General features: G+C 36.7%; 29 protein-coding genes. 3 read left to right on the top strand and 26 right to left on the bottom strand.

Annotated features, from left to right (window positions below):
• The first annotated feature begins 397 nt into the window (after positions 1-397).
• Positions 398-1051 carry a VTT domain-containing protein gene (locus AC6UDA_RS05975; protein ID WP_500694417.1) on the top strand — a complete coding sequence of 218 codons (654 nt, stop codon included), beginning with the start codon at positions 398-400 and terminating at the stop codon, positions 1049-1051.
• Positions 1052-1091: 40 nt separating this feature from the next.
• Here the strand turns inward: AC6UDA_RS05975 and AC6UDA_RS05970 are convergent, their stop codons facing one another.
• The 16 genes from AC6UDA_RS05970 to AC6UDA_RS05895 all read right to left on the bottom strand — a co-directional run bounded on the left by AC6UDA_RS05970 (position 1092) and on the right by AC6UDA_RS05895 (position 14745).
• The gene (locus AC6UDA_RS05970; RefSeq protein WP_500711320.1) at positions 1092-1718 is read right to left on the bottom strand and encodes a TIGR01906 family membrane protein; all 627 of its coding nucleotides are present in this window, start codon (positions 1716-1718) and stop codon (positions 1092-1094) included.
• Between the two features lies 1 nt (position 1719).
• Entirely contained in the window at positions 1720-2505 is a 786-nt protein-coding gene (locus AC6UDA_RS05965) for a TIGR01457 family HAD-type hydrolase (RefSeq protein WP_500711318.1), read from the bottom strand.
• 11 nt (positions 2506-2516) lie between these two features.
• Complete coding sequence (locus tag AC6UDA_RS05960) at positions 2517-3047, bottom strand: YutD family protein (RefSeq protein ID WP_500711316.1); 531 nt, start codon at positions 3045-3047, stop codon at positions 2517-2519.
• A 1-nt stretch (position 3048) separates the two neighbouring features.
• A complete protein-coding gene (locus AC6UDA_RS05955; protein WP_500711314.1) occupies positions 3049-4437 on the bottom strand; it encodes a bifunctional metallophosphatase/5'-nucleotidase in 1389 nt (462 codons plus the stop codon).
• A gap of 88 nt (positions 4438-4525) precedes the next feature.
• The gene (locus tag AC6UDA_RS05950; protein WP_500696105.1) at positions 4526-5923 is read right to left on the bottom strand and encodes an amino acid permease; all 1398 of its coding nucleotides are present in this window, start codon (positions 5921-5923) and stop codon (positions 4526-4528) included.
• 164 nt (positions 5924-6087) lie between these two features.
• Positions 6088-7296 (bottom strand): acetate/propionate family kinase, encoded by a 1209-nt coding sequence (locus AC6UDA_RS05945; protein WP_500696104.1) that lies wholly within the window; start codon positions 7294-7296, stop codon positions 6088-6090.
• 21 nt (positions 7297-7317) lie between these two features.
• Positions 7318-8310, bottom strand: coding sequence for a class I SAM-dependent methyltransferase (locus AC6UDA_RS05940; protein WP_500711330.1), 993 nt, complete (start codon positions 8308-8310; stop codon positions 7318-7320).
• A gap of 261 nt (positions 8311-8571) precedes the next feature.
• Entirely contained in the window at positions 8572-9000 is a 429-nt protein-coding gene (locus AC6UDA_RS05935; protein WP_500696895.1) for a competence type IV pilus minor pilin ComGF, read from the bottom strand.
• Positions 9001-9146: 146 nt separating this feature from the next.
• On the bottom strand, positions 9147-9593 hold the full coding sequence (locus AC6UDA_RS05930; protein ID WP_500711312.1) for a prepilin-type N-terminal cleavage/methylation domain-containing protein: 447 nt from the start codon (positions 9591-9593) through the stop codon (positions 9147-9149).
• On the bottom strand, positions 9577-9873 hold the full coding sequence (gene comGC / locus AC6UDA_RS05925; RefSeq protein ID WP_500696102.1) for a competence type IV pilus major pilin ComGC: 297 nt from the start codon (positions 9871-9873) through the stop codon (positions 9577-9579). The genes AC6UDA_RS05930 and comGC overlap by 17 nt, the downstream gene beginning before the upstream one ends.
• On the bottom strand, positions 9873-10880 hold the full coding sequence (comGB, locus tag AC6UDA_RS05920) for a competence type IV pilus assembly protein ComGB (RefSeq protein ID WP_500711328.1): 1008 nt from the start codon (positions 10878-10880) through the stop codon (positions 9873-9875). The genes comGC and comGB overlap by 1 nt, the downstream gene beginning before the upstream one ends.
• On the bottom strand, positions 10861-11850 hold the full coding sequence (gene comGA / locus AC6UDA_RS05915) for a competence type IV pilus ATPase ComGA (RefSeq protein WP_500711310.1): 990 nt from the start codon (positions 11848-11850) through the stop codon (positions 10861-10863). The genes comGB and comGA overlap by 20 nt, the downstream gene beginning before the upstream one ends.
• A 62-nt stretch (positions 11851-11912) precedes the next feature.
• Positions 11913-12647, bottom strand: a complete 735-nt coding sequence (locus AC6UDA_RS05910; protein WP_500711308.1) for a YebC/PmpR family DNA-binding transcriptional regulator — start codon at positions 12645-12647, stop codon at positions 11913-11915.
• 76 nt (positions 12648-12723) lie between these two features.
• Positions 12724-13725, bottom strand: coding sequence for a catabolite control protein A (gene ccpA / locus AC6UDA_RS05905; protein ID WP_500694406.1), 1002 nt, complete (start codon positions 13723-13725; stop codon positions 12724-12726).
• A gap of 136 nt (positions 13726-13861) precedes the next feature.
• Positions 13862-14314, bottom strand: a complete 453-nt coding sequence (locus tag AC6UDA_RS05900) for a YtxH domain-containing protein (RefSeq protein ID WP_500711306.1) — start codon at positions 14312-14314, stop codon at positions 13862-13864.
• Between the two features lie 14 nt (positions 14315-14328).
• Positions 14329-14745: a DUF948 domain-containing protein gene (locus AC6UDA_RS05895; protein ID WP_500711304.1), complete on the bottom strand. Its 417-nt coding sequence runs from the start codon at positions 14743-14745 to the stop codon at positions 14329-14331.
• A 139-nt stretch (positions 14746-14884) separates the two neighbouring features.
• Here AC6UDA_RS05895 and AC6UDA_RS05890 point away from each other — a divergent pair, with 139 nt between their 5' ends.
• Positions 14885-15868 carry a mechanosensitive ion channel family protein gene (locus AC6UDA_RS05890; RefSeq protein WP_500711302.1) on the top strand — a complete coding sequence of 328 codons (984 nt, stop codon included), beginning with the start codon at positions 14885-14887 and terminating at the stop codon, positions 15866-15868.
• 35 nt (positions 15869-15903) lie between these two features.
• On the opposite strand, the gene AC6UDA_RS05885 is transcribed toward AC6UDA_RS05890, so the two are convergent.
• Positions 15904-16494, bottom strand: coding sequence for an XTP/dITP diphosphatase (locus AC6UDA_RS05885; protein WP_500696095.1), 591 nt, complete (start codon positions 16492-16494; stop codon positions 15904-15906).
• A complete protein-coding gene (gene murI, locus AC6UDA_RS05880; protein ID WP_500708176.1) occupies positions 16494-17303 on the bottom strand; it encodes a glutamate racemase in 810 nt (269 codons plus the stop codon). The genes AC6UDA_RS05885 and murI overlap by 1 nt, the downstream gene beginning before the upstream one ends.
• A 136-nt stretch (positions 17304-17439) precedes the next feature.
• On the opposite strand from murI, the gene AC6UDA_RS05875 reads away from it, so the two are divergent.
• Positions 17440-17910: a YslB family protein gene (locus AC6UDA_RS05875; RefSeq protein WP_500694400.1), complete on the top strand. Its 471-nt coding sequence runs from the start codon at positions 17440-17442 to the stop codon at positions 17908-17910.
• Positions 17911-17933: 23 nt separating this feature from the next.
• Here the strand turns inward: AC6UDA_RS05875 and trxA are convergent, their stop codons facing one another.
• The 8 genes from trxA to alaS form a co-directional block, all read right to left on the bottom strand.
• Entirely contained in the window at positions 17934-18254 is a 321-nt protein-coding gene (gene trxA, locus AC6UDA_RS05870) for a thioredoxin (protein ID WP_500694399.1), read from the bottom strand.
• Between the two features lie 78 nt (positions 18255-18332).
• Positions 18333-20693: an endonuclease MutS2 gene (locus AC6UDA_RS05865; RefSeq protein WP_500694398.1), complete on the bottom strand. Its 2361-nt coding sequence runs from the start codon at positions 20691-20693 to the stop codon at positions 18333-18335.
• Between the two features lie 14 nt (positions 20694-20707).
• Positions 20708-21202, bottom strand: a complete 495-nt coding sequence (locus AC6UDA_RS05860; protein ID WP_500696092.1) for a CvpA family protein — start codon at positions 21200-21202, stop codon at positions 20708-20710.
• Positions 21202-21456, bottom strand: coding sequence for a cell division protein ZapA (locus AC6UDA_RS05855; protein ID WP_500694396.1), 255 nt, complete (start codon positions 21454-21456; stop codon positions 21202-21204). Before AC6UDA_RS05855 ends, AC6UDA_RS05860 begins: the two co-directional genes overlap by 1 nt.
• A gap of 96 nt (positions 21457-21552) precedes the next feature.
• On the bottom strand, positions 21553-21861 hold the full coding sequence (locus AC6UDA_RS05850; RefSeq protein WP_500694395.1) for a DUF1292 domain-containing protein: 309 nt from the start codon (positions 21859-21861) through the stop codon (positions 21553-21555).
• 19 nt (positions 21862-21880) lie between these two features.
• Positions 21881-22306: a Holliday junction resolvase RuvX gene (ruvX, locus tag AC6UDA_RS05845; RefSeq protein WP_500696091.1), complete on the bottom strand. Its 426-nt coding sequence runs from the start codon at positions 22304-22306 to the stop codon at positions 21881-21883.
• Between the two features lie 8 nt (positions 22307-22314).
• Positions 22315-22596, bottom strand: a complete 282-nt coding sequence (locus AC6UDA_RS05840) for an IreB family regulatory phosphoprotein (RefSeq protein ID WP_500711300.1) — start codon at positions 22594-22596, stop codon at positions 22315-22317.
• A gap of 54 nt (positions 22597-22650) precedes the next feature.
• The gene (gene alaS / locus AC6UDA_RS05835) at positions 22651-25302 is read right to left on the bottom strand and encodes an alanine--tRNA ligase (protein ID WP_500711298.1); all 2652 of its coding nucleotides are present in this window, start codon (positions 25300-25302) and stop codon (positions 22651-22653) included.
• Positions 25303-25455: the final 153 nt, after the last annotated feature.

Here is a 25455-nt window from a genome sequence, read left to right as displayed (position 1 = left end):
GTTGTTATTCTTTTTCAAAAGAATTAAAAAGCGAATTGACTTCGCAAATGTTTAATTTTAAGTTCTACAACTTAAAACTACCTTACACTTGTAATCAAAATCTTGTTCAGTTTTCAAAGATCTACTCTGACGCAACGTCGCCTTATTATACCTCAACGCCGCATACAATAATATACCATGTGGTTAATTTATTGTCAATAGAAAAGTTTGACTAATTTTAACCAAATTGATATGCCGCACTTGACGACAACTAATACTATACTATCTATCACAGTTAACGTCAATACTTTTTTTAAATAAACCCAAATTAATTTAAATAAGAAAAAATTAAATTCAAAAATCCTCATTTTATTGATACACTTAAATAGTTAATGACTTATATAAAAAGAGGAAAAACATGGATTTTTTTAAATTTTTAATTGACTTTATATTACACATTGATCATCACTTAATCACGATCGTAAACATGTTTGGCGATTGGACATACTTAATCTTATTTGCAATCATATTTATTGAAACTGGGGCGGTCATTTTACCTTTCCTTCCTGGAGATTCACTTTTATTTGCAGCCGCTGCCCTATCTGCTAACTCCAATTATCATCTTAGTATCTGGATATTCATCATTATCTTCTTCTTAGCATCTGCCGGTGGAGACTCCCTTAACTTCTTTATTGGAAGAAAAGTTGGAAACGCACTAACTGAACACCACTTTTTTGGTAAATTTATCAAGGAAGAAGATCTAACTCGTGCACGTGAATTCTTCGATAAATACGGTGCAATTGCCATCTTTTTGGCTAGATTCATGCCAATTATCAGAACCTTTGCCCCATTTGTAGCCGCTGGCACAGATTTCAGCTATAAAAAATTCCTTAAATACAACCTCATTGCTTGTATCAGTTGGGTACTGATTTGTTGTGGAGCCGGGTATTTCTTCGGAAATATTCCGTTCGTTCAAGAACACTTTTCACTAGTAATCATTTTGATTATCGTAATTTCACTAATTCCAGCTTTAATTGGATATCTAAAAAGCAAGATTTCTACATCGAAATAGGTTTCAAACAAAAAGAGCCTGTCTATTAGATCTTAATCTTCTAGACAGACTCTTTTTTTAGTTGTCTTTTACCAATCCAAATTATAAAAGATAATCCCAAAAGAATAATTAAAAAAAACAACAAAAAGCACATTAAAAAATACTGATTCGGCAATACGTTAATGATTGGATCTTTCTTTGGCGTAAAAACCCAATCCTGATTTCTAAAAAGAACATCATGGAAATAAATAAAAACATCTTGAAAATCCAAAACACAAAAGACTCCAAAAAAAATTATAAATAAAATCGTCATCTCTGAAAGCAACTGAAACTTCCATAACTTCTTAAAGTAAAGGAAACGAATCATAATGACAAGTAAAACCATGGATACAATTAACAATGCCAAATTATTAGCTAATACCAACGCTCTTACATTGTTAAAATGTACCATCCCATTTGCCGAAATTGGAAACTGGTCCAAGCTTAATTTAGACGCAAATGGATTCTGAATGAAACCAATCATTTTATAAAAATTACTCATTAATAATCCACTTGAAACATGAAATTGATTAGTTAAATTCAACACGGAAAATGCAACATAATAAAGCCAACTAGCATTGATAACAAAAAAAACGGCAAATGTTATTAAAAAAAGTAGTATTAAAACAAATACTACTAAATCTTTCAAACTATAAAGTATTCCATTCATCTAAGCTATTTACCTCATAAGTAGGTTGAACTTCTTTCTTTTTTACCTGTTCCCTGGTAGACACACCAGTATAAGTCAGCAAAGTATCTACTCCATCGTTAATGCCGGCCATAATATCAGTGTCATAATTATCGCCTACCATGATTACGTCTGCTTTGCTTAAATTCAATTGATCTAAAGCTTTTCTAACAATTAAGGTCTTGGGTTTACCAATCATCACCGGCTCAACCCCTGAAGCATACCGAACTGAGTCGATAATTGAACCAGCACTTGGCAGCATCCCATATTCGCTTGGAATTCTCGCATCTGGATTAGTTCCAACAAATTTAGCACCATGGGCAATCCCCAGCACTGCTCGTGCTAATTTTTCATACGTCAAGTCACGATCAAGACCAACCACTACGTACTCTGGATTATCAGTAAAAACACTGAAACCCATTTTCTCCATGGATTCCTTTAATCCATTTTCTCCAATAACGTACGCCGTTCTGGCTTTATTTTCATGCGACTTCGCATCCTCACTAACAAAAGCAGCTGTAGCCATCCCAGAAGTATAAACGTTGTCATTTGTAACATGAATATCGTGATTAAGTGCCAAATTATGGACCACCTCACTTGGAGTCTTGGTTGAATTATTCGTAACAAATAAAAAAGGAATGTGATTTTTCTGGAGTCTCTCAATAAAACGCTTAGCCGCTGGGATTCGCTTCTTCCCTTGATAAACGGTTCCATCCAAATCAATTAAATATCCCTTGTAACTCTTCATCAAGATTTCACCTATTTCTGTCTAATGGTAAAGCTACGCTTGCCATCTCTAAAATGTTTTGATTTAAAATTATTATTTGACGTCTGATTAGCATTATGCTTGCTTGCAGTTCCTGCTTTTCTATTTTTTCCACCAGCATGTTGTCTTTTTCTACTAGTTTTATGGCTTTGATTCTTTTCCTTTTCGGCTTCCAAATTGTGTAAGACAAAGTAATTAGAACCAAAATTGGCATCCTCAATAATATAATCTGGAATTGCCGCATGACGTAAACCCTTACTAACATTTCTAAAGTCAGCATAAAAACCCTTTAGCCGTAACTGATTATATCCCCAGTCACCAACAATGTAATCAAAACGTGTCAAAATGGGATTAAATTTATTGGCAAATTCACCTAAATCAAAAGCATTTCTAATATTAGCTTCAAGAACGTACACGTGGCCATTAATGCTTAAAGTTGTTTCATCAACCTGCTTAATAGTAGCCAAGGAATCTCTCTCATCATTCCTTGTTTCAATCAAACTCTCAATTTCGTTGTGATCCATTTTACTTCCCCTCGATCGGAAACTTCTTTGCTAGATAATCACCAAAAACATCCCGCAAAGTTTCACCATAAAAAATGTTATTTTTACCCACAATACTAATCGCCGGGAAAAACGGAATAAAACTATAATGATCAATCAAAGCAATCGTGTATCTTTTATCGGGTTCTACTAGTTGATTATGATAGAATAACTGCTTTTTATTAGTGTCGTATCGAATCCCATCATAAATGAGTCTTCCAAAATATTTTCCCCGAAAACCCATTCCTTTTTGCTCAAAACGAACTAAAAAGTCCTTGTTCTTTTCCATTTCCATAATCATTTCCCACAAGTTATAACCATAAAATTGACTTTTCATAACGTGAATTGAATGTGGTAATAATTTATGGAGTTCGTTTTTGTCAACAATTCCCTTTTTTAAATCACCCAAAAACAAACCCGTGTTCAAAACGGCAGCAGTCGTCCCAGCTTTAGCTTCAATGGCCTTTAGTCCCAAGTCAACCAGTTCATTATCATCAGTTAGTGACGTTGTCATTGTATGAGGAATGTCAGCAACCTTACTACTTGCTAAAATTCTCTCACCGCGATCTTCAAGACGCTCAATCTCCTCTGCATCTTGCACATCGGTTTCCATTTCAGACGTTTTATATACACGTGCCTTAACGTTCTCTACTCTTTTTTCAGCGTTAACGTCAAAAGTAATTTCACCGACGTAGTGGCCCCATTTCTCAGCCGCGGTTAACATGGTTTGATTAACCATTTCACCATGAACTAACAAATGATGAGTGTGGCCCCCAACAATAATATTGATGTCAGGAAATGCTTTCGCAATTCTTCGATCATTGCTAATCCCTAAGTGGGAAAGCAAAATCAGAACGTCATATTGCCCCTTCCAATCATTCAAACAACGCTCAATGGTACTTTTAATTGGAAGTGAATTCCAATCCATGTATTGGTACGTGGGATAAGGTGCCGTTAAGCCCATAAAACGGACCCGAACATCATTTTTTAGCTTAAAATCACGATACGGGATCGCCCATTTTGGAAGTTGACCAGTTCTTTCATCAATCACATTATCCAAAACAACGGGAAAATTGGCATCATCATAAAGATGCGCCAGTTCGTCATGTGACATTGTTAGTGCTTCATTATTTCCAATTGTGGCAGCATCATAACCAACTGAATTCATCAATTCAATGTTGGCCTTACCAGAAGTAGCATCAGTCAGCGCGTTTGATCGGTCAATGGCGTCACCGTCATCAACTTTAAACACTCGATAACCCTGCTTTTCCAATTGTTTTGTTCTTAGTTTCATAAATCTTCTGATCTTGGGCCAATTTTCAAAATGAGAATGAAGATCATTGGTATGCAGAATTGCTACTTTATCATCCATAAAATTACTTCCTCAAAATGTTTTCTGTAACTATCGCTAATTTCTATTTTAACATCCATCAATAACTATAATCAAAAAGTCGATGACTTTAATCATCGACTTCTTTGTTTTCTCTTCTTTTATCATTTAAAACTTTAAATCCATATAGAACAAGAAGCCAAACAACCGATCCAATTAATGCGATCAATGTTTGCATTTTGAAAATTAAAACAAAAGCAACGAAGACCATAAATCCAACAACGAAAAAGTCAGAATATGGGAAAAATGGCATCTTGAAGGTAAGTTTGTTTGTCTGTTCTTGGTTAAGTGACTTGCGATATTCATAGTGTGTAATAACAATTAAAGACCAAACAAACAAGAAACAAGTAGTAGCGATACTTGAAACTAATTCAAAAACACCGTCTGGCATCAAAATGTTTAACAACACTGAAATAGCAATCACAATCGTTGAAAACAAAATTGCATTTGCAGGAATGTGCCTTTTTGAAAGCGTTCCAAGCTTCTTTGCAAATTTATTTTGGCTCTTGTCGGTTAGAGAAAATAACATTCTACCGGTAGTAAAAATAGCACTATTACAAGAAGAGGCTGCAGCGGTCAAGACCACAAAATTAATAATAGCAGCTGCTGACTTAACTCCAATGTTTGAAAACACTTGGACAAAAGGACTCGAATTTGCTGAAATGTACTGCCAAGGAAAAATACACATTAGAGCCAATAACGAACCAACATAAAAAATAATGATTCTAGTTGGGACTTCATTAATACATTTAGGAATGATTCTCTGAGGATCTTGGGTCTCTGAAGCAGTCATCCCAATCATTTCAATTCCTGCAAAACTAAAAAGAACCATTTGAAAAGAAAGGACAAATCCCGATGCACCATGGGCAAAAAAGCCATCAGAATACAAATTAGACACCTGTGCATAACCAACACTTGTCTTGTAATGCATTAAAACCAAAACAATTCCAATAATGATTAACGCCACAATGGCCACCACTTTAATCAATGCAAACCAGAATTCGGTTTCACCAAAAGCAGACACGGTGATTGAGTTCAACAAGAATAAAATCAAAATTAAGAAGGCAGCAGTTACCCACTGTGGCAGGTCAGGAAACCAAAACTTCATGTATAGACCAGCAGCGGTTACTTCTGCCATTGCAATGGCAATCCAGCAAAACCAGTAGGTCCAGCCTGCCACAAAACCAGTTCTTTCTCCTAGGTACTTATTAATAAATTCAATGAACGAAACACTATTCGTATTTGAAAGTAGTAATTCACCAAGTGCTCTCATTAAGAAAAAGCAAGCAACTCCAGCAATTATATATGCAATGATAATGGATGGACCAGCCAAATGAATTGATTGACCAGCTCCTAAAAACAATCCGGTTCCAATGGTCCCGCCTAGTGCCATTAATTGAACGTGACGACTTTTAAGTCCACGTGACATTTGGTTTTCATTATTTGTATTTTTTTCCAACAAAAACATCCTTTCTTTACGTATGCCTACATTATACACGGATACGTGAAGCTGTTTGCTACTTTTTATGGAAATTATACAGATATTTTGTAAGAAAAACTACCAAAATTTCAAAAAAGGTTAAATCAATGACATAAAAAAGAAATCTTGGATTTATCAAGATTTCTTTTAGGTTATTTACTTGCTTTCTTTTCCTTTTCAAGTCGCTGAACATCAAGGGCAATCATCAATTCTTCGTTGGTTGGTACCAAAAGGGTCTTAATCTTTGAGCCATCAGCACTCAAATCTCTAACCACCCCACGCACATTGTTCTTTTCTTTATCAACGCCAATCCCGAAGTATGACAATTGATCAGTAACTTCTTGTCTAACGGTAATACTATTTTCACCAACTCCAGCAGTGAACACAATTGCATCAGCACCACCAAGTTCAGCTAGGTAGGATCCAATGTATCTAACAATTCGATTAACATAGATTTGACGGGCAATTCTAGCACGATGATTAGTCTTTTGAGCAGCCTCAACCTCACGCATATCAGCAGAGACACCCGAAATACCAAGTAATCCAGACTTAGTGTTTAAGACTTTAATCATATCGTTGATATCTGTCATTCCTTCTTTTTCCATAACGTAGGCCAAAAGAGAAGGATCAACATCACCTGAACGCGTAGCCATGGTTAAACCAGTAACTGGGGTAAATCCCATCGATGTGTCATAGGACTTACCGTTCTTAACGGCACAAATTGAAGCCCCCGCACCTAAATGCATGATAATCATCTTTAAATCTTCTACGGGTTTACCCATTAACTCAGCTGCTCTTTGAGAGACATAGCGATAACTAATCCCGTGGAATCCATATTTACGAGCCGTATATTTTTCGTAGTACTCATAAGGAAGACTGTACAGATAATTTTTCTCGGGGATGGTTTGATGAAATGATGTATCAAAGACGGCAACGCTAGTCACGTTTGGAAGCACCTTTTCAAATGCCTTAATTCCTAAAACATTGGCTGGCTCATGCAAGGGTGCCAATTCATCCAAACTTTCGATCTTTTTGAGAACTTCAGGAGTAATGATTACCGATTGATCGAAATATTCTCCACCAGCAACGACTCGATGTCCAACTCCGGTAATTTCGTTATAGTCGTTGATAATATCAAGATCGAGTAATTGATCTAACAAAATTTGGATTGCTTGTTCATGATCCTTAACATCTAATGTTTCCTCAAATTTCTTCCCATCATCATATTTAATTTCAACATGTGATTTTGGTAAGCCAATCCTTTCAATTAAACCTTCTCCAAGAACTTCTTCTTCTGGCATTTTAAACAACTTAAACTTTAAAGTCGAACTACCAGCATTAATTGCAATAATCTTACCCATGAGTAATCTCCTTAATTTCAACTATTTCTTCAATAAATCGTTTTCTTCCCAATCAACAATCTCCGCCATGAACTTTTGAAAGGCAGTCGTATCCTTAAACGAAGGAAACTCTCCTAACATCACTTTTTGAACTTGGTGACTATCTCCACCACAATTCTGCAAAATTAAAATGGCTTTTTGAGCACTTTTATCCCCAAACAACTCTTGGGGTAAATTCAGTACTCCCTGTAAATAAACCGAATCTTGAAACCACTTCAAAAGTCCCTTTGCTTCACTCGTTTCAAAAAGATTGCTTGGAACTAGGAACACTCCAAATCCAGCAGGCTTTAAGTAATTCATTGACTGCTCAATCAATAAATGATGAACATATGAATGACCAGATTGTGACCGCGTCGCATAACCTTTTGTCTTTTCATCAATTGGATAATAACCAACTGGGAGATCAGAGACAACTAAATCAACCTTAGGAACCAACAGATGTTCAATACTATCCTGCTGAATTAGTTCAACATCCAAATCTTGCATTTCAGAACTAATACTAGCAATTGAAATCATTGAATCATCATTATCGATTCCATATCCCTTAACAGTATCATGAAGTGAATCGTGTAGCTGATTCATGACCGCTGTAAGTAAATTCCCAGTTCCAACTGCTGGATCAAGGATGCTCACGCTAGACTTGTGTTCATAAATCCGCGTAACTATGTATCCCATGATGTAAGCGATTGTATCAGGAGTTATTTGATGATTTGCCTGAATCTTATCTTCTTTAGTAGCTTTGATCATAACCATTTGAATAGCACGTCTAATCGATTCATTATCCATCTTTTTATAGTCAACCGTTTGATACAACTTAGTCAGTTCATCAACAACGTTGGATTTCGGAATACCATCCTCGACCCGAACGGTATTGTTATCAATCATATTATCGGCGGTTTCGATGAAAGCGTCTAGATACGAAGTACCTAACGCCTGACTCAAGACTTTACTGGATTGATCAAAAACTTGAAACAATGATATTGATTCTTTCTCAGACAGAATATCAACCCCTCTTCTTATATATCTAGGGTTAATATTACCAGAATTCACGCATATTATTCAAGATTTCTCATTTATCTATTAGAATTATTCAATTCTTTCGTTAGTCTTTGATATTTTGCGGTTCGAATATGATTATTTTGAATTTGAAAATTAATCTTTTGGTAACGATAAACAACTATTCCAGACAAAAAAGTTAAAAACAAAATTGCAACTAACGTTAAACTCCCGCTTCTCTTACAGGTGACTTTTGGCTTCATAATTGACCCCATTAATTCTAATTTGACTAGTTAATATATGATGATGTAATGACCAAGATGCCTTACTAACGTTTAATATGATTGGAATATGTCCACCATTTACTCCACGCAATCGAACCATGTCATGATAATGTTCCATTATATATTCCTTATTTTCCTTCTTACTCTTTAATTTAATGGCATCTTTAGTGACCTTAATCATCTTAAACTGATAATCAGGTGACTCAATCACATCAAGATAACGATAAAAGGTTCCCTGATTATCACTCCACTTTTCCTTTTGAATTAATTGACTAGTAATCATAATCAAGCTAAATGCTAACGAGACCAACAAAAGTGAACAAATGGACTCAATCAACGAAAAGCCGGCTCGATCATTTATATTTTTTAAGTAATGCACGTTCATAATTCATCCTAACCTGATGTGTTTCATACTGACTTTTTCTTAAGCAATGATATTCAAAATCATTAACGTTTAAATAAAAGATCACACCACTACAAATCAGAATTAGACCAACTAAAGAGTCAATCAACGTAAATCCAAGTCTAATTTTATTTAATAGTCTCAAGATGATATGCACCCCATCCAAGTTGAATTTTTTGTAAAATCGTTTTCTTTTGGTTTTGCGAATACCATCGAATTGTTTGCGGTTTAACGTATCCATCACTTTTGATCTCAATATCATGATAACTTTTAACGCTTAATCCCTTTGGCATCCTAATTATCTTATCTTTTTGTTTCGATTTGCCGCACTTAGCAAACACCACTTCATCATCTGGATAAAACAATACGTCCGTTGAATGATGACTATTCTGTGACTCTAGTAACGCGTCGTTCCACCCTGAATCTAAAGTTTGAAAAAAGCGTTCCTCTTTACCCTCAAAAAATCCCAAATAGTTTCCGGCAACCAAGGTGATCCCTAAAATAAGGGATGTTAAAAACAAAACGAGGAGACTTTCCACTAACGTAAAACCCTCTTGATTATCTTTGAACGGCATGATTTTTTACTACGACCACTCTTTCCACTTGAGCTTGTTTAGCCTGCTTACTCGTTAAATAATGGCTTCTAACTAACTTGTTAATGGTTACATTTCCGTCATGCTTTTCGTCTTCATAAGCATCGATTTGAGTTTGAATAACCGACACCATCGCCGATCCATGAATTTTTTTGGCGTGATCCTTTTGATTGCTTAAGTTCGGAATAATAATTAGAACCAGTAGCGAGATAATGAATAAGACAATTGTCATTTCAATTAGTGTGAATCCTTTTCTCTTCATTAGTAAATTCCTTTCATTGAGTTATACATTGGCAGTAACATCTGCAAGTAAGCACCCACAATTAGGATGCCGATCACCGCAAATGAAATCGGCTGGATTAACTTAATCAGTAAATTCGACTTTTTGATCATGTCTTTAAAGCTGAGCTGACTTAAAGCTTTTAAATTTTGGGCTAATTCAGACTGAGTACTTCCATTTGATAGAAACACAATCATTTCCTCAGAAACAAAGGAATAATGAGCTAAACTTGCTCCAAAACTAAGTCCATTGTTAAAACCATCTTGCATGGTCTTCCCAACATCATATAGAAGACTCTGATGATCAAATTTTAATAAACTAAAAACAACTTGTTTTAAGTCCAATCCTCCTTTGATCATTAGCGCAAAGTTGGAGGTCACAAAATATTGGTAATATGACTTAAACAATGAACCAAGTAATGGGATCTTTACCAACAAATTAATTCGATCAATACACTTTTTATTTTTAAAACTTTGATAACCAAAAATTCCCGCCACAAGCGCCATGAATATTAATCCATAAACGACATATTGAATAAAATGACTTCCATTAGAAGCTGATTTACCGGTTAAATCAGCAGTTTGGGGCATGATCACAAACCTAACTGCAAAAATAATACTAAACAAGACCACAAACAAAAATGCTGGATAAATTACAACTCCCTTAATCTTTTCATTTTGAGCAATTCTTAACTTTAAGAACTCCCCGACCTCTTTCATCTCATTAATCAAATCTCCATGTTTATCGGCAATTTCTAATTGGTAATAAATTGATTCACTCAAAAAGAATCTCATCGATTCTGGCAGCGAATTCCCGTCCGCCAAACTTTGCATGATCCTAGTAACTATTTTCTGATTTTTTGTTGACACCACTTTAATAAACTTCAAGCTTTGTTGGATAGAAAATCCCATCGATAAAAGGTCTCCCAAGGTTGAGAACAAGAATGACTGTTGTTTAAGGGAAACACATTTACCCGTAATAGTATTCATCTTTAACTTTTTCACTAATTATTCCTTTCCTCGAAAGCTCATCAATTCGATTCTTCCAATCACTCATATCGTCTTTTAACAGCGCATGATCACCAAATTTATCTTTAATAGTCATAAGAGTCTTAGTCTTCTTTGAAACGGTTGGTATTAATCGTTGATACACCACTAAATTCAAAGCTGATTTGATTCTTTCATAATCAACCCCGAGCTCTAGCAATCTTTGAATTGTTCCTTCAGGAGACCTTGCATGAACTGTGCTTAGCACTAAATGTCCCGATAGAGCCGCTGAGATTGCCACTTCGGCCGTTTGAGGATCACGAATCTCACCAATTATAAAAACATCAGGACGTTGTCTTAGTCCCACTTTAAGTAAATCAGCGTAAGTCATTTGGGCCCGATCGTTAACCTCAAGTTGTAAAAAATTTTCTTCATAAATTTCAACTGGATCTTCAATTGTCATCACGATCTGATTTTTACTAATGCTTCTAACGATTCGATAAATCGTGGTCGTCTTACCAGAACCAGTAGGACCAGCAAACAAAAGTAAACCACGTTTTTTACAGGAGGACTCGATCTTTTGAATTTGATCAGCATAAAAAAAGCCACTATCGACATGATTACTGTCATAGATAATCCTAATTACCATTGATTCATCTTGACTGAAATTACCCACCGATGACAATCGTAAACGTAATTTTTGACCTTTGATTACATAGTCCATCGATCCTAATTGGGGCCTCCGATTATCCGTAACCGACATCCCACTTTGATATTTACAATATGAAATGACTTTTTTAGCCATGTCTTTGCTCAAATCCGTAATTTGAATCGTCCGAACGGCCGTATGAACTTTGATACAATAGTCTTTTTCCTTAGGTAAAATAAAAACATCCGAAGCTTGTCGTTGAACTGCAAATTCCATAATATTGTTCAACCATTGTGTCACTTTCACTTTAATCACATCCTTCATAACTAAATACGAAAAAAAGATGCAATCTAATTAAAGATTGCATCTTTTATAAACTAATTTAATTATTTAGCTTGATTAGGTAATACAGCAGCCTCATAAACATCTTGAACATCATCGTTATCTTCTAATTCATCAATTAGACCACTGTACTGTTCAACTTTATCTGAAGGAACTTCTGTCGTATTCTGTGGAATCAACTTAACTTCGGCATCCAATTTGTATCCTGCATCCTGTAATGCATCACGAACACTAGCCATGCTAGCAGGATCAGTAAGAATTTGATACTCATCATCCGTTGATTTCATATCATCAGCACCAGCATCCAACGCTGCCATCAACATACTATCATCGTCGTCATCAGTATCTGACTTTGAAATCGTAATAAGACCCTTTCGGTCAAACATATATGAGACCGATCCGTCAGTTCCAAGGGAACCACCATGGTGAGTGAAGGCTGAACGAATAGCAGCAGCGGTTCGGTTTTTATTATCGGTTAGAGCAGAAACCATAACGGCAGTCCCACCAGGTCCATAACCTTCATATGTTACTTCTTCAAATTTAGCTCCACCAACTCCTGAAGCCTTGTCAATTGCTCGTTGAACGTTATCTTTTGGCATGTTTGCTTCACGAGCTTTTTCCATTTCTAGTCTTAATTGAGGATTTCCTTCGGGATCACTTCCACCAGCTTTTGCAGCTTGATATAAGTTACGTGAGATCTTCTGGAAAATCTTTCCACGCTTAGCATCTTGGGCGTTCTTTCGTCCTTGAATGTTATGCCACTTTGAATGTCCTGACATGATCACAACTCCTCTCTCTTTAAACATATTAACTCTACAATTATATCAATTAGTGGCCCTAGTATCAAGCATAGTTCTATTTGGTCGATTCACGCTTCTTTAATCCAAAGGGTAAAAAGACCTTGTTTTCATCAATTTCTTCATTATTCATCAACTTGGTTAAGAGTCGCATGGCAACAGCTCCAACATCATAAAGCGGCTGAGTAATAGTTGACATAGTTGGTCTAGTCATCTCAGTCAGTTTAGTATCATTACTAGTGGCCAGTTCAAATTCCCCGGGGACACTGACACCGTCATCGGTCATTGAGTTCATCACCCCAGCAGCCATATCATCATCGGTAACAATTGCCGCAGTTACTTCATTCTTTTTTAGTTGCTCTCTTAAAGCATATCCACCAGAATAGCTTACATCGGTCTCAAATAATAATGCTTTCTCAAACGGAATTCCAGCATCTGAAAGCGCGTCTTTATACCCTTTTAACCTGAAATCTTTATTAATCGATCGGTTTAAGGGTCCGGAGATAAAAGCAATACGATCGTTCCCGTTACTAATCAAATGGGTAACCTCGGAATACACGGCTTGGCGATAATCAATGTTCACACTAGGAATCTTACCACTAGCATCAACTGAACCTGCCAAAACAACTGGGGCGTGTGACTTTTTAAATTCAGTCCGAAGTTCATCAGAAATTTCATTTCCCATAAATACAATTCCATCAACTTGCTTGGCTTGCAATGTATTCATTGAAGTAAGTTCACGCTGATTGTTCCCATCCGAATTAGTCAAGATAATATTGTACTTATACATCGTTGCTATATCGTCAATCCCGCGTGCAAGCGAAGCAAAATAGGTATTGGTAACGTTGGGGATAATAACTCCAACCGTCGTTGACTTTTTACTTGCTAGTCCCCTAGCAACTGCGTTAGGTCGATAGTCAAGTTTATCAATGACACTCAAAACCTTTTGTTTGGTAGCATCTTTCACATTCTGATTCCCATTTACTACCCTTGAGACAGTTGCCATTGAAACATTGGCTTCACGAGCTACATCATAAATTGTCACATTTTGTTTTTTCAAATTTGGTTTCTCCTATTATGTACTACTAGACCATTAATTATTATAAATATATCAAAGTAAAAGAACTCATTCAAGTGAAATCGGTTACATTTTGAGGCAAAAAAAACCGGACTACCGTCCGATTTGGGTAAATAAATTACTTTTCGTGATGTTCGTGAATTGGATAAATTGTTTCTGCTCGATCTTGATCACTAAAGGCATCATCAGGATCAATCACAATGTCATCAGATTCTTTTTCTTTAGCAAGATTATCTAATTCATTTCTAGGAGCAGGATGTTCCTCAACGTTCGCCCTTAATGAATTAACAGCCTCTTTCAAATCAGATAACTTATCCCCCAGTGATTCATTTACTTTTTGCACTGAGTCTTTAGCATCATCCATCTTATCTGAAGCAAGATCCTTAAGGTCTTCAGCAGTATCATTTGCGTAATAGACGTAATCTAGCGCACGATCTTTAACATCTTCAGTGGTATCAAGAAGAAAGTCTTTGATCTCACGCTTTCTCGATTCATCTAATAATTTGTATGCTACGAATGCAGCAGTTCCACCGATTACTGATCCTAAAAGCATTCCCTTTTTAAAATTCATAACCAATCAACCCCTTAATTTGTTCCTTCAGAATTTTTGTTGCGTTTGGAGAACAATCTACCAATTATTTTACCAGCAAAAGTTAAAGCCGAAGTCTTAGCTAACAAACCACTCTTCGATCTAACTTTTTCAGTTGCAGTTCTAGTTGCTTCATTTAAATCTGAAACACTAACACCTAAATCAGCGGCAGCCTGAAAAACTGGATCAACTTGATCCAACTTTGAGTTAACATTATTTAACAATGTATTTGAAATCACCATAATCTGCTCACACTCTTTGCTAATATGATTTGCATCATTAGTAAGACTATCAACATTTTTACTTAAGTCTTTAACCGTTTTTGATAAACGGACCAAAAACAAGCATAAAAATACAACTAATACTAAAAAAGCAATTGCAGCAATTAGCGCTGCTAACTCACCAATCCCCATTTAATTATCCTCCTAATGGCTTCTTCTCCATTTAGAATAGCATTATCTAACCCATATGACAATTTAAAAAGCTTAATTTTATTTGGGTCTCGTCTCTGTTAAAATGTTGATAATCGAAGAATTAGGAGCGGAGGACATTATGAACATATTTATCCAATTAGTGGCTAACGGAGCTAACGCTTCATCAGCCCTTAAATCAGGATCCGTTGAAAACGTAGCAAATCCATCGTTTTTAACTAAGTATTTTAGAAGTTTTGACTGGGCTAAAATATTCTCTAATCTTACTACCAAGATTATCAGCATTATCTTAGTTTCAATTTTATTCTTAATTATAATAAGAGTTGGAAGAAGATTTATTAAACACTATTTTAACAAACGTCAAAATGATATCTCGCAAAAACAGGATAAATTGCCCAAAATAACCGGAACGTCAGAACCCATTGCTGCCAGACGAAATAAAACGATGTACACCCTTACCACCAACATTTACTACTACACCGTCGTTTTCTTCTGGTTATATTCCCTATTGTCAATGATTGGAATCCCAGTTGGAACGTTACTCGCAGGAGCCGGAATCTTCAGTTTAGCAATTGGACTTGGAGCACAAGGATTCGTCAGTGATATTGTTAGTGGCTTTTTTATCCTAGCTGAACATCAAATCGATGTGGGGGAACGCGTTATTATTAACAATATTGAGGGGTACGTTAAAGCCGTTGGACTTCGCACGACTCAAATCACAAGTATCAATGGAACTTTAAATTTCATCCCTAATCGTAGCATCACCACCGTTTCCAACCTTTCCCGTGGAGAAATGATGACCATCATCAATATTCGAATTACTCCTGAAACCCCAATCCACAAGGTCGAAGATATCCTTGCTCAAGTTAACGAAGAAAAGTGTCCCAATGACCCTGACATTGTTGGTAAACCAGTCATCTTCGGGACTAACTTCTTACAAGATGGCTCGCTTGCAATCTCCGTTTTCTTACACACTAAGAATGAACGTGAATTCGACGTTAACGCTGAATATCTAGGAGCATATCTGACTGCTATTAATAAGGCCGGAATTAATCTTCCACTTTCACCTTTAGTGGTGCCAGAACCACCACAAAGCACAAACTAAAAAAGAGCCTATCACTAATCGTGATAGGCTCTTTTTTACCACCAATCTTCAATTACACTAGTTAACTTACGCAAAGCATTGCCACGAGCACTGTAGTGATTCTTTTGGGCGTCCGTTAACTCCGCCAAAGTTTTACCAACGTCAGGAAGATAAAAGAGAGGATCATAACCAAATCCATTTGTCCCTTTTGGAGTTTCTACAATCTGACCGTTAACTCTTCCCACAACCACTAGTTGTTTACCATCCGGTCTTCTCACAATCAGTGTTGTATTAAAATGGGCGGAACGATCCTTTTGACCCGCCATGTTCTTTAACAATTTAGCTTTATTAGCCTCATCATTATGATCGCCAGCATAACGCGCTGAGTGAACTCCGGGCGCTCCACCTAAAGCATTAACCACCAAACCTGAATCATCAGCTAACACCGGCAAATTTAAGTAGTCAGAGACGACCCTGGCTTTAATACTTGCATTCTCTTCAAAGGTTGAACCATTCTCATCAATCGGTGGAACATCTTCAAAATCATTAATTGACTTCACGGTTAAGCCTAATTTTGAAAGCATCTCCGAAAACTCATTGATTTTACCAGGATTTTTTGAGGCAAGAACAATTTGATTATTTTTCATCAGTATTTCTCCAATTGTTTAACAGGAATCAACTTAGCATCAATATCAGTATGCAACCAGTTTTTACCCACTTTATCAAATCTTTCAACATCGGCAGTGGTGTAAAAACGATCACTAGGCGATTTCACGTTTGCTAGTTCACCCTTTTGCTTTAATTCATTTTTAACAGCATTAACCGTTTCGTATCCAGGATTAACCAAAGTAACATCGGGGCCCATTACATCCGCAATTAAACTCGCAATAATTGGAAAATGAGTACAACCTAATACTAACGTATCAATCCCACTATCCTTAAACGGTTTCAAACCTTCAATAATCGTCTTTTTAGCGGTCAAACTTTGATAATCACCACTTTCAACAAGCGGAATAAAATCCGGACACGCCACTTCTTTCACAGTGATATTAGGATCAATGCCTTTAATTGTATCTTGATAAGAGTGACTAGCAACCGTACCTTTGGTCGCAATTACACCAATTTTTTGATTTTTAGTTTTCTTAACTGCAGCTAAGCTTCCCGGTTCAATAACTCCAATCACGGGAATTGGAAGGATCTTTCTTAAATACGAAAGAGCTGCTGCCGTGGCAGTATTACAAGCAATCACCATCATCTTAGCGCCTTGATCAACAAAAAAACTCCCGATCTCAGCTGAGTACTTGCGAACCTCATCTGCGGTTTTTTCGCCGTAAGGAAGTCGGGCTTCGTCTCCAAGATAAATCATGTTTTCATGTGGTAATTTTGAAAGTGCCACTTTTGCAACTGTCATTCCACCAATTCCAGAATCCATATAAGCTACTGGTGATGATTTCATATTATCCCTCCTATTAACTTCAAATCTAATTATGGCGTTTTTTTAAATTTAGTTCAAGTTGCCTTTCTCCTTTATTTCACGGTGTTCTATGATAAAATGTTATTTGTAAAGTATCTTTTTGGAAGAGGACTCTGATATGAATAAATACGAAAAGTTTCGCAAAGAACATTCTGATTCACCCTTTTGGGGAATCGAACTTTTAAGAGATAGTCTTTTACCAGATTTGTTGGATCAAGATATTCACGACATCTTATACTGGGCTGGCAAGGATCTTGCCACTAAGTTCCCACTAGCATCAAATGATGATCTTCAAGTATTCTTTAAACAAAGTCAGTTTGGTAATCTAGAACTTAAAAAGGAAAGTCTCAAAAAAATCAACTGGAAATTAGCTGGACCAGAAGTCGAAACCAGATTAAAGCTGAACAAGGATCCCGATTTTATGCTTGAAGCTGGATTTTTAGCACAAACGAAACAGCAGATCGATCAAATCGCAACCGAATGCGAAGCAACCATTAAATTAAACAGTGTGAACTTTATAGTTGTTTCTGATCCCAATGCTCCGGTCAACAATCCTAGTGATTTTAAACCAATTATCATCGCAAAATAAAAAAGAGCCATTTGGCTCTTTTTTTATGCTGTATATGCAGACAACAATTTCTTTAACTGATCCTTTGAATGAAAGCCGACAATTTGGTCGATAACCTTGCCATCCTTAAGCACCATCAAAGTTGGAATACTCATAATTCCAAATTCACGTGAAGTATTTGGATTATCATCAACATTCATTTTAAAGAATTTAACCTTATCTGCTACCTCAGGATCCTCAGACAAGTCTTCAACTACTGGTGATTGCATCTTACATGGGCCACACCATGGTGCCCAAAAATCAACAACTGAAATCCCATCGGCAGTGTCTTCTTTAAAGTTTGCATCATTAGTTTCATTAACCATAACATTTGCCTCCTTAACTTCTTACTATGAATAAGTATAAACACGTATTGATTCAAATGCAACTAAGTTGCATACAATCTACTTAAACTTGACGACAGTTGAGCCGTCCCCACCAGCATTTGCTGGTGAAAAGCCAAATTCCTTAACGCGGCGATTGCGTTTTAGATAATTTATGACTCCCTTACGTAGAGCCCCGGTTCCCTTCCCATGAATAATGGTAACGGACGGATAACCAGCCAAAAGAGCGGAATCAATGTAACGATCTAGTTGTTGCATGGCTGATTCATATCTTTCACCACGTAAATCAAGGGTTGGTGAAATCCCACTTGAACGCGTTCGCCGCACACTAGGCGTGTGCTTTTTCGGCTTTGAAGTCTCTTTTTGAACCTTTTCAAGGTCAGACTCGGAAACTTTCATCTTTAAAATTCCAAGTTGCACTTCCCAATTATCTCTACCAATCTTATTAAGCAGAACACCCCTTTGCCCATAAGACTTAACCAGTACGTCATCACCCTCTTTAAAGTTATGCTTTGCTTTTTCTCGTTTCAAAACACGATTATGTTTAAGTTCTGGATGCTGTTCAAGAGAATTGATCTTTCCCTTAGCATCAATTAATTCATTTTCTTTGACTGATTGTTTACTTTGACGTTGAAGGTGATGAAGATGATTAATAATTTCGTTAGCTTCTCGTCTTGTTTTTGAAACAATTTGATTGGCCTGACGCTTGGCATCATTAACCATCGTATCTTTATTATTATTAAACTTAGTGAGTTGCTCGTCTAACCTAGCGTGCAATTGTTCATTATCTGCCAGTTCCACCTTGAGTTTACGGGCACGTTCATCGGCAGCTTTAGTCTGTTTTGTTAGTTGCTTAATCATTTTATTGATATCTTGACTATTAGAATCCATTAGTGAACTAGCTTCAGAAATGATCGACTCATCCAATCCCAGACGCTTAGCAATGTTTAAAGCATTACTTTGCCCTGGAACTCCCATCAATAGTCGATATGTTGGCTCAAGGGTCTTCTCATCAAATTCCATTGAGGCGTTGATCGTTTCGGGCCGATTGTAGCCATACACTTTCAGTTCTGGATAATGAGTGGTGGCCAACACTTCACTACCTGATTCACTGATTTTATCTAGAATCGACATAGCTAATGCCGCTCCTTCTTTAGGATCCGTTCCAGCACCTAGTTCATCAATTAAAATTAAGCTTCTCTTAGTAATGTGTTTTAAAATGTCAATCAAATTATCCATATGAGACGAGAAGGTACTAAGATTAGCCTCAATCGACTGTTCATCCCCAATGTCAGCAAACACATTATCAAAAACACCAATTTGACTACCTTCATTTGCCATTACAAAAATTCCAGATTGGGCCATTAACTGATTTATCCCAAGCGTTTTGATGGTAATCGTCTTACCACCCGTGTTCGGACCAGTAATAATAATTTGTCGAAAATCAGATCCAATTGAAATATCATTTCCAACAACTTTTTGCTGGTCAATTAACGGATGCCTGACATTTTTTAAATTAACATGATTATCCCTTGAAACACTTGGCTTAGTTGCATTCATCTGATCTGCAAACTTGGCTTTAGCATTGATCAAGTCAAAATGGCCTAATTTAGAAGCATTTTCCATGAGTTCCTCTTGATAAGGTCTAATCATGTCGGATAATTCACCCAAAATTTTATGAATCTCTTTGCGCTCATCTAGTTGTGATCTTCTCAGATCGTTATTAGATGAGACTACACTTTGAGGTTCAATGTACAAAGTCAATCCACTTGTACTTTGATCATGAACGATTCCACCAAATTTTTGTTTGTCTTCTGCCTTAACTGGAATAACATAACGACCATCTCGAACCGTGATGATTGGCTCACTCAAATATTTCGATTGTTTGCCATGGATAAACTTATTCATGGTAGTTTTGATATTAGCTTCTAAGCGCGCGATTTCTCTTCTAATGGAACGCAACTGATTAGATGCCGAATCTAACACTCGTCCATCTTCGTCAATTGACGTCTCAAGTCGTTTTGAAACTTCCGGAAGATCATTAAAGTTCTTGGCTTCATCGTACAAAACGTTCAAATCAATTTTATCATCCGCTAAATTATCAAAGAAAGTTTTAACCCGCACACTTGCAAGTAAAACCGCACTAACTTGAGCCAACTCAGTACCGTTTAAATCGGCATTAACCGCTAATCGTTTCACGTATGGAGTAATGTCATTTAACCTAGGAACTGGGATCATTTTGTTTAGGCGATAAATATGTGAGCCGTCATCTGACTCATCCAATGAGTGAGAGACTACATCATAATCACTACTTGGCCTTAATTGTTTTAATTCTCTTGATCCATTTTCAGTGGTTAGAAATTGACCCAGCAACTGCTTCACTCTGTTATATTCTAATGTATCAAGTACTTTTTCGTTCATTTTTTCATCCCATTTTACCGATTTATCATTTGATTAAATAAGTGTGGAGAATCCATCGTGATCATCTGTGAGACGGTTGAATTTTGATATTCAGTATTTACCCAATTATTGTTAGTCAATAATAATCCATCAAGTATTAACATTATCACTAACAAACTAATGATTACGCCAACAACCGCACCCAAGAGTGAATTCAGTTGTCTTAACACTGGCAAAGAAACAATTCGATTCAATAGATGTGAAACCCATCTTAAAATAACCGCCACTACTACAAAAGTTACCAAAAATGATAGTCCCCGCCAGAAGCCAGTATTGCTGTAAGCATGGGTCGCTAAAATCATATTAGAGACGGTTCTTAAAAAATCAGCAACCGGAATCACATAAACAAACGCAATTATTGCAGCAATCAAATAACTAATAAAGCTGAATAACTCATTTACCAGGCCACGATGATAACCATGGACAATCGAAAAGATTAGTATAATTATGATGATAATTGTAAATAACATTAGTCTTCGTCATCCTCCGCTTTATTGTTAATCTTATCAAGTTCTAATTGTTTTTTTAATTGATCAGAAATTGCATTAAACGCAATTAAAATGGCAGCATCTTCATCACTTACACCCTTGGAGATGTTTTTTAACTGTGCCAACTGATTGTTTAAGATGCGCGCAGTTGTCTCCATGTGTTCATCTGAAGCATCCCCAATAAAAGTATATTCCTTCCCACCAATTTTAGTTTTAAATCTATTTTTACCAGCCAAAGTAAAACCTCCCGCAATGCTTCCATTTTATCATGAAAATCCTTTAAATTAATTAAAAAAAGGATGCTGGATTTCCAGCATCACTTAATTATTTAATTATTTTTGATCTTGTCCTGATTGCAGGAATGTATCAAGCATTTCTTGAACCATTTCCCACTCATTGTCATCTTCAATTGGTTCTAATTCTCCACCACTTGGATTAGCAGGATCATCATCCTTTGGCAATGCATAAGCCTCAATATCTACTTCATCGTTATCATCATCTGTTGCTGGATAAATAAAAATATAGGAACGATTGTAATCATCAGATGAGAAGGTAAATAAAATATTATACAAACTTTCTTTTCCATCTTCATCGACAAGCGTAACTTGTTCTTGTTGGTTGTTCTCGTTTTCTTTACTCATATTAGTTCCTCTTTTCTAATTAGAAATTACATAACTTACCCTTACGATCAAGGTAACTCTGTAAAATCAATTCAGCCGCAACCTTATCAATAACTTTTTTTCGTTTTGCTCTTGAAACATCAGCTTGTTCAATCAGCATTCGTTCAGCTTCAACAGTGGTGAGTCGTTCATCTTCAAAATCAACTGGCAGATTAAAATTTTTCTTTATCAAATCCCCATAATTTTTCGAAGCTTCTACTCTTGGACCAGAAGTATTATTCATATTCTTAGGTAGTCCAATGACAACGCCGTTGACATCATATTTCTGGATTAATTCCTTCATTCGTTTTAACCCAAACTCTTTTTCATCTTCGTTGATTTTAACGATTTCGATTCCTTGAGATGTCCACCCTAAAGCATCGCTCATGGCTACACCAACGGTTCTCGATCCAACATCTAATCCCATTAACCTCACTAATCTGACGTCCCATCCATTGATGGTGTTCTACCCTTCAAATATGAATGTAAAAGCACATCAATTATTTCTTCTCGATCGTAATGACACATTAGCGTCCGCGCATTATTCAATTTTGGAAGATATGCTGGATCGCCAGATGTTAAATAACCAACTAATTGAACATAAGGATCATAACCCTTTTCAATTAAGGCTTGGTAAACAGTCGCCAGCGTCTTATGAATATCTAGATTCGACTTGTCTTTAAATAATGAAATGTTTTCTTGTTTGTGCTCCACCATAGATCCCTCCCCTACAAAAAAGATAATACACGACTAATTTTCAAATAACAACTATTACTTATGTTCCTTAATCCAAGTCTTGGCAGCTTTTAAAGCATCATCAATACCAGCTGGATTTTTACCACCAGCTTGGGCCATGTTAGGACGACCCCCTCCACCACCGCTGATATTTTTAGAAATTGATTTAATTAAATCACCAGCTTTAATTCCAGCCTTCACTTGATCCTCACTAACTGCAACTAATAAATTAGCTTTGTCATCAGTACCAGTCCCAAGAACAAGAACGTCTGAAGCGTTTTTATCTCTCCAGGTATCAGCTAATTCTCTTAGTTGACTCATATTAGCATTTTTTAAGTGTCCTGCAATCAAAGTGACTCCGTTAACGTCTTGAACATCATCAAAAATGTCTACGGCTTCCTGGTTAGCTAGCTTAGTTTCAAGTGATTCTTGTCGACTTTCCAAATCCTTAATTTGACCTTGCAATTGTTTAACACGGCCGGGAATTTCCTCGGTTGTTGGCGACTTAACTGTCTTTCCAATTTCCTTTAACATTCGTTCCTCATCATTTAAAAGATTAAAAGCATCTTTAGAGGTAACAGCTTCAATTCTTCTGACTCCAGATCCAACTCCGGTCTCAGAGACAATCTTAAATAATCCCAACTGACTGGTATTTTTAACATGATCGCCACCGCAAAACTCAATTGAAAAATCATCAATCTTTACTACTCGAACTTCATCGCCATACTTTGCGTCAAAAAGTGCAATAGCGCCCATTTCTTTTCCGGTTTTTTGGTCGGTCACAACGGTTTGAACGGGAATGGCAGCAAAAATCTTTTGATTAACCATGTTCTCAACTTTTTGCAGTTCAGCGTCAGTGACTTGACCAAAATGGGTAAAGTCAAAACGAAGATAATCAGGACGAACTAGTGAGCCAGCTTGTTGCGTATGACCACCAAGAACATTTCTTAGTGACTGATCTAATAGATGAGTTGCCGTATGGTTATTCTCAACCCGATCATGGAAATTGCGGTCAACAACTAACTTGTACTTCTCACCTTTCTTCATATCACCGGTAATTTTAACAGTATGAAGATTTTGACCATTTGGAGCTTTTTGGACATCCTCAACTTCAGCCACTTCGTCACCATTTTGGTTATAAATCTTACCACTATCGGCTACTTGACCACCCATCTCAGCATAGAATGGTGTTTTATCGAAAATTAATTCAGCTTCTTTTTGGTCCGGCGTGATCTGATTTGTCAGCTTTTCATCAAAAATAATATCATTAAGTTTAGCAGCGTCAACGGTTAGTCGATCGTATCCCACGTATTCACTAGGAGTTTTAATATCAAGTAACAAATCTCGTTGAACTTTCATCGATTTCTTCGACCCACGAGCGTTTCTAGCCCGGTCTTGTTGCTTTTGCATTTCAACATCAAAACCAGTTTCATCCACTTTAACCCCTTCATTACCAGCATATTCCTCGGTAAGTTCAAGGGGAAAACCATAAGTATCGTAAAGTTTAAAGGCATCTTTACCAGAAATTTCTTTTTTAGAATTGGTCTTAGTCTCAGAAATAAGGTTATTAAGCAGTTGCAAGCCATCGCTTAGCGTGGTGTTAAAACGCTCTTCCTCATTTTTAACAATCTTTTTAATATAATCACTCTGTTCAAGAACATCGGGGTAATAAGATTGCATGATTTGACCAACAACGGGAACTAGTTTATACAAAAAGGCATCATTAATACCTAATTCGTGTCCATTAACAGTTGCCCGTCTAATCAAGCGTCTAATGACATAACCTCGTCCTTCATTTGAGGGAAGGGCCCCATCACCAATGGCAAAGGTAATTGCCCGAATGTGATCGGCAATGACCTTAAAGGGGATGTCATCTTTCCGATTACCATCATACTTCTTACCATCACTTAATTCCTCAGTCTTCTTGATAATTGGCATAAATAAATCGGTTTCAAAGTTCGTTGGTGCATCTTGGAAAATTGATACAACCCGTTCAAGTCCCATTCCAGTATCAATGTTTTTTCTTGGAAGTGGCTCATAGGTTCCTTCAGGCGTGTGATTAAACTGAGAAAACACAATATTCCAAACTTCCAAATATCGTTCGTTTTCACCGCCAGGATAATTTTCGGGATCATCAGGTGCCAAGTTATCGTACTTTTCACCCCGATCATAAAAAATTTCCGAATCAGGACCTGAGGGACCTTGACCAATGTCCCAAAAATTGTCCTTTGCTTCAACAATATGATCAGGCGCAATCCCAACCTTTTCCCATAATTCCTTTGTTTCTTTGTCATCAGGATAAACGGTGACGTATAAATTATTTGGATCCCATCCAAACCACTTCGGACTAGTCAATAACTCGTATGCCCACGGAATGACTTCTTTTTTAAAATAATCACCAACCGAAAAATTACCAAGCATCTCAAACAGAGTTTGGTGTCTTGCCGTTTTACCAACGTTCTCAATATCATTAGTTCTAATACTCTTCTGCGAACTAGTTAATCGTGGATTACTTGGAACTTCTGAACCATCAAAATACTTTTTCATGGTGGCAACCCCAGAATTAATCCAAAGTAAAGTGGGATCATCCTTTGGGACTAGTGAGGCACTTGGTTCCACGGTATGACCCTTCTCTTTGAAAAAATCAAGAAACATTTGACGAACTTGACTACTGCTGAGCTTTTTCATGATATCCTCCATAATAATAAAAAATAAAAAACACCCTTGCTAGCAAAGACGCCGGGACGCGGTACCACTTTACTTGCAACGATGTTGTCATTACCTCTTTAGTCCCTATAACGTGGGAAACGATCTACTGTTTGGTAGCATCAAAATAACTAA

The organism is Fructilactobacillus sp. X8R4C1, from assembly GCF_059900905.1.
Note: the sequence above shows the minus strand (reverse complement) of the source record. Positions and strands in the feature narration are given on the sequence as shown.